Here is a 10739-nt window from a genome sequence, read left to right as displayed (position 1 = left end):
ATTTGCTCAATGTGTTCGGCTGAGATCGGAAATCAACCCTTATTGATGGCCGCGCATATCCACAATTCCAAATTACCCTAGACAGCTAACATGTCATCAAGCCCAATCATGTCATCATGCCCAATCGCGCTACCGCGTATATCGCAAACAATAGTTACCATGAAAGTCTCCATTGCCCTTGGCTTTCGCGAACAAGCAGCAGGGCGTCAGCTCCGCTTTGCCACGTCGTCGGCGTCGAGTCCTTCAGCCTTCTTGGCGATATCAGCCAGACCCGGATTCATCTTTTCGCAAGCGCCGTCCACGATCTTCTTCAAGCTTTCAAAGAAAGAGAAGGCTTTGCGATCCTGTTTAAGTTCAGTCGTGGGCTCGAGGGAAATCGTCGTAGGTTCGTCGATTCCAGCGAAAAGGGCCGAGTACAACTTCCCTACGTTCAGCTTCGGGTCTTCGATATCAATGGAAAAGCCGTCAACACCCTCGATCGCGATCTTCCCATCCTTCAGCCCGACCTTATATGCCTTCTGAGCCATAGCGTTTGAGTCGTTTCCTGACAACGTCAGCGCCTCCTTCAACGGTCTTGGCCACAAGGTCGAGCACCTTGTAGTCGTCGCATTCGTATTCCAAAGCCCCACTCTTCACGTCAATTATTCCATTTTTGTCGCGTGCGAGAACGATGACGTTATCGACATCGAGGTTTACGACAAAGAGCGGGTTGTGCGTAATCATCAGCACCTGCCGGTTGGCGCTCATCCTCTTAAAGGCGCCAAGGACGTGCTCCTTAATCGCTACTTGCGAGATCTGATCCTCCGGCTGGTCGATAATATAGACCCCTGGTTTAGCGTCCTCCTCCGCCAAAAGGTCGAAGTACAGGGTCCCGTACAGGCCAGGCGACGGTTCGGCGTCGATGCCTATGGACTTGTTGGTGATTTTCCTTCTCTCGGTTACGCGGTCAACCACCGCATGAAGCTTGTTGCGAATCTGATCGTAGCACGTCGCCATGGAAGGTTTTTCGCCTGTTACCGCTGCAGCTATTTCCTCCGTAGTCAGCTCAGTCTCGGACTGAATGCCATTCAGCAGAAGCGATAGCTTAGGCTTGTTAAACACCTCCCTAAAGACCTCATTGCAGTAGCTTATGTCGGTACTACCAGAAGTGAGTTCGGAGACAAATATGAATTTCCCCATAGGATTGGGAACCCTAATGTCAACAGGAACGGCATACTCGAGCTTCCTGTCGCAGCGCTTTGCGGCAAGCAACACTGCGTTGGCAATTTTCGCAGAGACCTCGTCAAGGGTCGCCGAATAATCATCGATAGTTTTTTGCTCGTCAGTCTTTCTCTTCGAAAGAACTCTGCGTTCCTCGCTCGCGGCGTCCTTGACTGCTTGGGTTTTCGCGTCATTGCGTTTGTAGACCAGCCTTTGCTTCTCGAGAAGTTTGAGAAGCCTATCCATCGCCTCCATTGCATCGGCATGGGCCTCGGCGGCTTCAAGCCCCATCTCTTTGAAAAGTTTCGAGTAATCTATTATTGCGTTGGCAAGATCGCTCCTGCAGGAGAGCAATTTAGAGCAGAGATCATCGATGTCCTTAAAAGAGATCGTCTTCGAAAATCGGGAGATGGTAAGCTTCTCAGACTTTGGCAGGTCCCGCAAAACCACCTCATGCTTATCAAGTCGACGGCGTGCATCGTTGAAGCGCGCTTTCGACTCTAGGGCGACAACGCACTCGTCAAAGAAGCGCTTGAGCGACTCTTTGATTGAGCTGACATCAACGTGGGATTGAAAATACTTACCGAAATAATCGTCTTGCCCCTGCCCCGAATGCAGCTCTTCGAGGGTTTTACGAACGCTGTCTTGGTCGTCAAACTTGAACTCAGCCGCATCTGGGAGAAGAGTATCGACGCTTATGCCCTCTTTCGCGCAATAGGCCTCGTATCCGTCGACCAACTTGGAATCGCCTACATGCCGGCAACCGGTTATGCGGTGAATCATCATCGACTTGCCTATGGAGTTGTCGCCGATAATCGCGTTGATTCCGGGCGAAAGCGGTATGTCAAAGCACTTGCCGTCAATTGAGAGTTCAAGCGAGTCGAGCTTCGAGGAGCTGGCGCTGAAGAACGAGCAGTCGCCGACCTTGATTCTCGAGGGGTCGGTGATTGCCATGAGCAGACCTTCGAAAGTCGGCAGGCATTTCAGGCTGGAGAACGAAATCTCACCGCCTTCTTTCCCTGGATAGGTCGCCCAATCATGACAATCGCTCCCGACAACAAACGGAACGGCATCTTTGGGATAGGTCTCGATGAGTCTCTTGATGTCGAGTTCTCGCCGCTTGTTGCGAATTTCGACCGCGTCGACAAACTCGGTCAAAATCACTTCGCTGGCGCAATTCGCGCCGAGACTGCTCACGTCCCGCTTCGCTTCCTGACCGGCCGATTTCTCGTGTCCGATGAGGACGGCGTTGAGGCCGATGTCCCTCAAGACCTTGGTGAAACCGTCTTCGGTGAAAGCGCCAATATTAAGATCGTCGTAGCGCGGTTTCCCATTCTCATCACAGACGACCTCTGCGATGCCGTCGATTAGATCGGGGTGCCGGTCATCGAAGATGGCAACGATATGGACGACGGTCGGCTTCTTGCCACCGGCGCGAATGGATACGCTGAACTCAATACCAGGAAGCACTTTGTTCAGGCAACCATCCCCCTCCCTCTCTTTCAAAGCGTAGTAGAGGTCTTTGTCGAAGCAGTCGTGGTCGGTGATTGCGCACATGTTGATGTCATGCGCCTTCAAACCGCGAAGCAGCGCATCAACATGGTCTTTATCGCAGTCGGCAAGTTCCTTCTTACCTTTGTCCTTAGTGGCGATACTTGCAGCAGAATGGATATGCAGATCGATTCTGGTTGGCTTCGTGACTATGCGTTCCAATTGCACCTCTTATGCTGTCCAGGCGAATTGCATATCGCCCAACGTTGATATCAGATGGCCCCATTGCCCCTCTTGGTCGATGGGCCGGTTATATGAACCTCTCAAACAAAACTCCTTCGTCCCTATGTTAATCCCATCCCTCGATGCGGGTTAGATACTTATCGGCCTCTAGCGTCATTGCTGATAGCCTCGATGACAGCGGCTTCCGCCCTTGATGTCAACTTCATCCGACGGCTCCCTCAATGATCCCCAAGCAAGTGCGAATGCCGCCCATTCGTCTCAGAATCTCACAGCACCAAATAGTGCAAGTTAGCGCCGGTCCGGAGGAAAGGTATTGGGGTGATCATATTTTAAAGAAAGGCACTCGGCTCCATTCCCAGCGCGAAAACGCATATGACTAGCACGTTAGATGTTGCATGCACGAAAATAGCAACGCTCCCTATCCGGAAGCGTTGCTCTCATAACTTCAACAGTGTTTTTGTATTGCAGCCAGATGCGTCGTGCCGCCTCAGCAGCGATATGCGGCAGCTAGAAGTACTGTTCCTAGCAGGAAGAGCGCCACGGATGCTGTAATCCAGCAGTTGTCGCCGGTCTTTGGGAGTGCCGCAGTTGTTGCGGTGGCAGCCTTGGGCTTGGGGATTTTGGCGACCGTGGTCTTGGTTACTGTCGTTGTTGTCTTGGTTGTCGCGGTCGCGGGTTTCAGCGCGGGATTTGCCGTGGGCCCTGTGGTGGGCTCTCCGGCAGCGGGGTTAGCATCGGTGGGAGACTTGTTCACGCTATCGCCAGGCACATCGCCCCTGTCGGTCTCCCCCGCCGGCGGCGTGGTCACATCGGGCTCAACCACCACATGCGGTGCTACCGCACCGCAGGCATCCACCACGCCGCTAGCACCAAAAGCCCCACCGGCAGGCGTCACAAACCGTGCGGACACAAGCGACCCGCCCGTGCACGCAGCGCCGCCGCCGGCACCGGTCGCGTCAAGCCACGAGGCATCGACGGAAAGCCGACAGCCGGCCGCGCCAGCGCCAAGGCCCGCATCCTGCAGATACACGCCATAGACACGCACGCCCGCTCCGGACTCAGCGCCCGCGGCAACGACGCGTCCGCCGCCGCGCACGGCCATGTCGCCTGCGATCACGCCGGCGACCGCCTCGTCCGTGATATCGGCCCCGTCTGCCCGGACATCGACGGTGCAGCCGTCCACCGCGAACGCCTGCGAAACGTGGATCCCGCACTGCGAGCCCGTCGCCTTCAGTGTCCCGGTGCCGCGAAGCGTCAGGTTGCCCCACACCTCCATGCCGCACAGCGTGATGTCCGCATCGGGCGCATGCGACTCCGTCACGGAGTTTTGCCCGGCAAGCGTCAGCACCAGGTCGCCTTCGGCGCCGATGGCCTCGCCCGCGTAGCCGTTGAGCTCCAGGTGATCGGCATCGGTCCAGGCCCAGCCGGAGCCCGACACGCCCGGCTCGTAGTACGTCGCGCCCGCGATGATGAGGCTCTCCGCGCCCGCGGCATAAGAAGGCCCGCCCAGCAAAACGCATAGGCAGGCAATCGTCATTGCGCAGCAACATTTCCAACAAGATTGAGCAAATTGGATGCCATTAGGTTGAAATCCGGATAGTTTTGGTGGTTTCGATATTAAGGGAATTATCGAAACAGCTCATCATGGCTGCCGGTGCGTTCAAAGAAAGCTACCTCTTCGTTTGATGACCATATAACAAGCCAGTCGCCCGAGTTTGCTACGTGACATTCGTTTCGCCCTGCCCAGTTGCCGCTTAGCCGGTGCATATTATGACGTCGCTTTAATATGTCCATTGACTCAGGTGTATTCTGTAGCACCAGGTCAATTAGCTTTTGAAGCTCAGATAAATCCCATTTACGGCGCTTTGCTTTTTTCTTTAAATCGCGGGAGAAGGCTGCAGAGAACTCTGCGGTTAACGTGCTCATTGTGCCATCGCAGCAGCGATCAGATCGGCGCCATTGTCAAACCGTCCTTTTTTGCCAGATGCAAGAAAAGCGTCCCCCTCGCGAATGGCCTCAAGGCTTTCGGCACTGGGCTCCTCAGGGGCAAAAGTCAACGGGATGCGATGGGTGTTGACCATTTGCTTGAAGAAAGCGCGAGTCACGGACGACAAATCAAGTCCATAGTAATCAGCAACTTCCGCCGCCTCGCGTTTGAGGTCGTCGTCAACCCTGATGGTTAATGTTGAGCTTGCCATTTTTAGACCTTCCAATCGCGTGAGTGCAACCTTATTATAATGCATATACAATAGTAGACTATGTAATTACAAGTAATTACATAGTCATTTAAGTGGTATGGCACGTCATACATTGCATGCACGAAAAAGGCAACGCTCCCTATCCGGAAATGTTGCCCTTAAAGCTTCAACAGAGGTCTTGTATTGCAGCTAGGTGCGTCGCGCAGTCTCAGCAGCGATATGTGGCACCAAAAAGCACCAACCCCAGCAGGAATAACGATAAAGATGCAGCGATCCAGTTGCTGTCGCCGGTCTTGGGGAGTGCCGCAGTTGCCGCGGTGGCAGCTTTGGGCTTGGGGACTTTGGCGACCGTGGTCTTGGTTACTGTCGTTGTTATCTTGGTTGTCGCGGCCGCTGGTTTCAGCGCCGGATTTACCGTGGGTCCTGTGGTGGGCTCTCCGGCAGCGGGGTTAGCATCGGTGGGAGACTTGCCCGCGCTATCGCCAGTCACCTCGCCCCTGTCGGTCTCCCCCGCCGGAGGCGTGGCTACATCGGGCTCAATCACAACATGCGGTGCCACGACCCCTGCAGCATCCACCACGCCACTAGTACCAAAGGTCCCGCTAGCAGGCGTTACAAATCGCGCAGACACAAGCGAGCCGCCCGTGCGCGCAACGCCGCCGTCGGCGCCGGTCGCATCAAGCCACGAGGCGTCGACGGAAAGACGACAGCCGGCCGCACCATCGCCAAGGCCCGCATCCTGCAGATACACGCCGTAGGCGCGCACGCCCGCTCCGGTCCCTGCGCCGGCGGCAACGACGCGCCCGCCGCCGCGCACGGCCATGTTGCCGGCGATCACACCGGCGACCGCCTCGTCCGTGATATCGGCCCCGTCTGCCCGGACATCGACGGTGCAGCCGTCCACCGCGAACGCCTGCGAAACGTGGATCCCGCACTGCGAGCCCGTCGCCTTCAGTGTCCCGGTGCCGCGAAGCGTCAGGTTGCCCCACACCTCCATGCCGCACAGCGTGATGTCCGCATCGGGCGCATGCGACTCCGTCACGGAGTTTTGCCCGGCAAGCGTCAGCACCAGGTCGCCTTCGGCGCCGATGGCCTCGCCCGCGTAGCCGTTGAGCTCCAGGTGGTCGGCATCGGTCCAGGCCCAGCCGGGGCCCGACGCGCCCGGCTCGTAGTACGTCGCGCCCGCGATGATTAGGCTCTCCGCGCCCGCGTCATTAGAAGGCCCGCCCAGCAAAACGAATAGGCAGGCCATGGCAACAATCGCAATGTAATGACGGCTGGTGTAGGACTCGGCAGCAAACATACCCGCTCCGATCTTCGCAGGAGCCAATAGAATGTGCACCAGAAAATGCCCTGGTAGCAGCAGCTATTAGTTTAGCGAGATCAGGCCGTAAGCAAAGAAAACGCCCGTGAACAGTGCCAATATTTAGGTGTAAATCGTTTTGTCAGTCGGCGAAAGGAAGCTTCTCATATGTTGAACAAGCGCATGGCATCAGCAAGGCGTTGAGCAACTAGGCGTAATCACATAACGGCATCAGATTCAGTTGATGCGCACTGCGCCCTTTCGCTCAACGTTTCGATTGCCTCCTTGATGTCATTGCGAATCCATTTAGTTCTCAGTCCGCCCATGCGAGATTTGGACCCCATTTTGACAAGTTGCGCGTCAATCTTTTTTAACCATCCAACGGCTTCATTCAGGCTATGCTTGTCTCTATATCTCTTCATGCCGGTATGAAAAAATGAATGCAGAGAATTTTGTGAGTCAGCGGTTCCTACATAGGTTGACATGGCCACAGTTTCAGCTGGTACATTCAGTATTCTATTTTGGTGCTCGGATTTAATGACTTCTTCAAAAAACGCGGAGATTGTTTTACCTGTGTTCTGGTCAACTATAGAAAACTCAAAACTGATGCGATTTAAATCTCGCTCCCTTTCATCTTGTTCAACCTCAGTTATAAGTTTGTCCATTATGAGATTGGCATCTGTACCATAAAAATCATTAAAATTATCCCGTTCTTGCCTCAAAGCAGCAGCGTCGCACTTGGGGTCGTGATTTGCGGCGAGCCGAAGCGAATCGAGAAGCTTCTCGCGATATGATTCATCCCAGAACCCAAGATTAATAAGATTAAGTGAAAACCCAATGATCTTATAGAACCATTCTTGAGAATACTGCCCCTTAGCTAGCATGTTTTTAAGTTTGTTCGCCAGCAATTCAACCTCACTGTCTTCCAAGCAGTGCAAAGCGCTCCAATGGTATTCCATTTCTTGGGCCTCGACGTCTGCAGCTGAATTGGGGTTTTTCTTCAGCACAAATTTTTTGAATGAACTCTTAACAGTTTCTGGGTTTATATCCTTCCCTTCAGCTAAAGGGGCAAGGGCCCTTGATAAAGTAAGATAGTTGTCATATTCCTGAAGTTCAGACGCATTGAAAATGCTCATTGATTTTTTTCGTCTTTAGGCTCATCAGGAACTATTCCTGCTGATGCTTGAACTGTATAGCCAACAAAATCTGAGAACGCTTTTACTCTTCCATGAAAATCGATATTTTCATCGAAAAGAACCGACGTATTTAATGCGCAGTTAATAGACGGAATTGATCTTAATAGAGCCCTTATATTGACAAGGGATCCCTTCAGTCCTTCAGCAATAGCATCCATGACTTCGAAGTCGATATGTTTGGGAATGCGCAGCTTGTCCTTTACCATGACTCGGTAAAGCGCCTGTAGGTCTGGCTCATATTCGATTTGGCGTATAACCGCCTTTTCAACAGAACAGTCATCCTCAAAAGACAGGGGCTGATTCCTAACGAGCATCACATGCCAGCCATGGTTTTCGACCATATTGTTAACGAACCCAAGAAATGAACGGTCATCATGGGCGAAGCTACTGCGTTCGCAATCGTCCAATATTACGAGAACTTTCGTCATGTCGATTAAAGACAGCATCAAGTCGGAATTTACTGATATCTGAATTCCTAAATCTGCAATTTTGCTATTTAATGCTGAGGTGCCGGCTTCAATTGCACTTTTCTTAAAAACGTTCATCGCGGTGCCAACGCGATCTTTTGCGTTTTCGTAAATATGGAGTCGTGAAGCCAGAACTCTATTGCAGATCTCATCATAGCCGGAAACGCCAAATAGCGACACGCGACATGTCTTTACGCCTATATCATTTAGAGCGGCTTTAAGATCGTTCTCGCAATAATACGTCTTCCCCGAACCCCATTCGCCATGCAGAACTACAGCTTGAAGGCCAATGGTGTCACATTGCATGTATTTTTTAATTGCCTCGGTGATTTCTTGTGCTTGCATTGCGTGTTCTCCAATCGGTCATTCCTGGATTTGCAGCACTAGATCAAGTGTTTGCTGAGTCAATATATTTAGCAGCTAATGCCTTCCCTACATGCTGATCTTGCTGAACTCGCACATTCGGTATTCGTTATTGTAATTGCTGATAACTACGAAAGACGGGGCGTATCGGCGCTAGCCGATACGCCCCGTCCTCAGCTAAGGTGACTTCGCTGCAGGTCAGGCCCTACCTAGCGCAGGCGGTCTCTCCCCTAATCCCGCTTAAACAGACCCATCGTGTACACCTTGTCCGCCACGTCAGCGAGCTCTTCGCTCCAACGGTTGGCGACAATCACGTCGCAGCCAGCCTTGAAGGCCTCCAGGTCGTGGGCCACTTCGGAGTCGAAGAACTCCGGCGCGTCCAGCGTGGGCTCGTAGACCACCACGGGCACGCCCTTGCCCTTAACGCACTTTATGACGCCCTTGATGGAGCTCGCTCGTAAGTTGTCGCTGTTTGACTTTGTCGTCAGACAGCACACGCCTTGGACCGGCCACTGCTCGCCCATGCAACTATTCACAACAAGAGCTTACATGAAGCATGCACCGTTCTATAAAGATGCTTGGATTATCCGACTAGAACCCAAGACCGAATCAACATGATTCGATGAATAGTTTCTCTACAGCTCTTATATCATTTTGATATTGAGCCATTTCATATCGGTAATCGTCGGCAGTGTCGACAACGCGGTCTTCCCTATCGTCTTTATACTCAAGATTCAAATCCCATACAAATTCGGAAACGCAATCTTTAACTACTTCCTCTACCTGGTCTAACGAAATGTCTTCCGTTAGAAATTCACCTAAACCGTCACAAAAACCATAAAGTATCGAATATGGATTTAAATTCTTGAGCATCGCATCGTGAATCTTCTTTTTTACAAACGTTTCCCAATCCTCGATATAACAGTCGAACATCGAAGGTTGATATTCAGATTCCCAATCACGACCATTACCAAAGCTCTCAACGGAATCTATGACATATTCTTTAAGCCAACGATTCGCTTCCGCCTTAAGCGCAAGTGAAAGACGTCCAGAAACTTTATCGGAGACATTCAGTATCTTTTTAGCTCTTTCAAGGTCTTCCAATAAGTCATAGGCTGTTAAATAGCTTGTACCTATCGCTAAATGACTCAAGTTCAAAAAGGAGCATAGCAATTCCGCATAGTATGGGCTGTTATAGAAAGCACCCCGACCTGAGCCAACCAGCAAAAGCGAAACAGATTCCCAGGCTTTAGTGTTTTCTGAATCGAGCATTTCACTCAGAAGAGATCCAATCCATTCAAAATCACTATCGATAAGAAGACCAATAATCTGTCGCAATACAGAACAAACATAATGCTCCGGACATAGACGAAGCCAAGATCCAGGGCAATCAACTTTAAGGGTTAAAACCTCGCCTTTAATGGCCCTGAATTTAAATGCGTCGATAACGGACCTATCTGTATTGACCTTAAAAATGGTTTCTAGCTGATCGGCATATATTGCTGATTCCACTATCGCTGTAGACTCTAGGGTATTTCCAGCAAGAAAGGCGGCACAGTAATCATTAACAGAAGGGTTAATCATTGCAACATGCCGCTCACCATCGATAACAACCGTTTTGATTACGGCCGACTCAAGGCGCTTGATTGCACGATCAAAGCAATCGATAGAACAATCAATCCCATAAGATAGTTTGATTCTAGAATTAAAGGCAGTTTTTAGATGTGACAGGCTTACGAATTTCTTTCCAAACGAAAATAGTTGAAAAGCAAGAACTCTCTCTTCCTCACCAAGACGCTCTTCGAATTCGTTTTTCCAGATATCAATAGGGTTATTAAGACGTGAAACAATCTCTGAACAGTAATTGTTCAAATCACATTGCTCAATAAATTCCGGGCGAGAACAATACTCAATCACACGAGGATTATAGTTGGCGTGTTCACAAATCTTAACGCAGCCCGCTTTATCTTTATCGACTTTTTTAGATAGCGCCTCTATGTACGGCTGCGGTACGTTTTCGAATCGCAAGTTAGAAAGAAGTATTCGAGCTTTGTCCAATAAGGCCATGGAACTGGTGTCTATTAAAACAAGCTGATCATCAAGTTTGCGAATCAAACGATGAAAAGAATCGTCCTTCCTACCAGCTTCGTTGAGAATGGAAATGCGTGAATTGAGAATTATCTTTCGCTTGTCAGATTTCTTAACCATAAAAAGTAAGCTGCTAATCAGGCGCAGCAACGGTTGATTTCCGATCTCAGCCGAACACATTGAGCAAATA

The 10739-nt window shown here is 51.2% G+C and carries 10 protein-coding genes; all 10 read right to left on the bottom strand.

All coding sequences use genetic code 11. The features are described from left to right. Positions 1-206: 206 nt before the first annotated feature. A complete protein-coding gene (locus DXD56_RS09590; RefSeq protein WP_117641044.1) occupies positions 207-527 on the bottom strand; it encodes a hypothetical protein in 321 nt (106 codons plus the stop codon). Continuing rightward, positions 508-2913 (bottom strand): PHP domain-containing protein, encoded by a 2406-nt coding sequence (locus tag DXD56_RS09585; protein ID WP_117641043.1) that lies wholly within the window; start codon positions 2911-2913, stop codon positions 508-510. Before DXD56_RS09585 ends, DXD56_RS09590 begins: the two co-directional genes overlap by 20 nt. Positions 2914-3421: 508 nt before the next feature. Continuing rightward, positions 3422-4471 (bottom strand): hypothetical protein, encoded by a 1050-nt coding sequence (locus DXD56_RS09580; RefSeq protein WP_117641042.1) that lies wholly within the window; start codon positions 4469-4471, stop codon positions 3422-3424. A gap of 89 nt (positions 4472-4560) precedes the next feature. Then, the gene (locus DXD56_RS10320) at positions 4561-4860 is read right to left on the bottom strand and encodes a type II toxin-antitoxin system YafQ family toxin (protein ID WP_117641041.1); all 300 of its coding nucleotides are present in this window, start codon (positions 4858-4860) and stop codon (positions 4561-4563) included. Beyond that, entirely contained in the window at positions 4857-5132 is a 276-nt protein-coding gene (locus DXD56_RS09570; RefSeq protein ID WP_117641040.1) for a type II toxin-antitoxin system RelB/DinJ family antitoxin, read from the bottom strand. The genes DXD56_RS10320 and DXD56_RS09570 overlap by 4 nt, the downstream gene beginning before the upstream one ends. A 208-nt stretch (positions 5133-5340) precedes the next feature. Beyond that, positions 5341-6435, bottom strand: a complete 1095-nt coding sequence (locus tag DXD56_RS09565) for a hypothetical protein (RefSeq protein WP_117641039.1) — start codon at positions 6433-6435, stop codon at positions 5341-5343. 218 nt (positions 6436-6653) lie between these two features. After that, positions 6654-7571 carry a hypothetical protein gene (locus DXD56_RS09560; protein WP_117641038.1) on the bottom strand — a complete coding sequence of 306 codons (918 nt, stop codon included), beginning with the start codon at positions 7569-7571 and terminating at the stop codon, positions 6654-6656. Then, positions 7568-8443: a hypothetical protein gene (locus DXD56_RS09555; protein WP_117641037.1), complete on the bottom strand. Its 876-nt coding sequence runs from the start codon at positions 8441-8443 to the stop codon at positions 7568-7570. The genes DXD56_RS09560 and DXD56_RS09555 overlap by 4 nt, the downstream gene beginning before the upstream one ends. Positions 8444-8691: 248 nt before the next feature. Further along, a complete protein-coding gene (locus tag DXD56_RS09550; protein WP_199411581.1) occupies positions 8692-8985 on the bottom strand; it encodes a UDP binding domain-containing protein in 294 nt (97 codons plus the stop codon). Positions 8986-9070: 85 nt separating this feature from the next. Beyond that, positions 9071-10739, bottom strand: a 1669-nt coding sequence (locus tag DXD56_RS09545; RefSeq protein ID WP_233524981.1) for a hypothetical protein, incomplete at its 5' end; no start/stop codon positions are given.

The organism is Collinsella sp. TM06-3 (assembly GCF_003436395.1).
Classification (GTDB): Bacteria; Actinomycetota; Coriobacteriia; order Coriobacteriales; family Coriobacteriaceae; genus Collinsella.
Note: the sequence above shows the minus strand (reverse complement) of the source record. Positions and strands in the feature narration are given on the sequence as shown.

Coding starts and splice junctions, on each gene's coding strand:
- DXD56_RS09590 (WP_117641044.1), bottom strand. CDS start 527: ATGGCTCAGAAGGCATATAAGGTCGGGCTGAAGGATGGGAAGATCGCG.
- DXD56_RS09580 (WP_117641042.1), bottom strand. CDS start 4,471: ATGACGATTGCCTGCCTATGCGTTTTGCTGGGCGGGCCTTCTTATGCC.
- DXD56_RS10320 (WP_117641041.1), bottom strand. CDS start 4,860: ATGAGCACGTTAACCGCAGAGTTCTCTGCAGCCTTCTCCCGCGATTTA.
- DXD56_RS09570 (WP_117641040.1), bottom strand. CDS start 5,132: ATGGCAAGCTCAACATTAACCATCAGGGTTGACGACGACCTCAAACGC.
- DXD56_RS09565 (WP_117641039.1), bottom strand. CDS start 6,435: ATGTTTGCTGCCGAGTCCTACACCAGCCGTCATTACATTGCGATTGTT.
- DXD56_RS09560 (WP_117641038.1), bottom strand. CDS start 7,571: ATGAGCATTTTCAATGCGTCTGAACTTCAGGAATATGACAACTATCTT.
- DXD56_RS09555 (WP_117641037.1), bottom strand. CDS start 8,443: ATGCAAGCACAAGAAATCACCGAGGCAATTAAAAAATACATGCAATGT.
- DXD56_RS09550 (WP_199411581.1), bottom strand. CDS start 8,985: ATGGGCGAGCAGTGGCCGGTCCAAGGCGTGTGCTGTCTGACGACAAAG.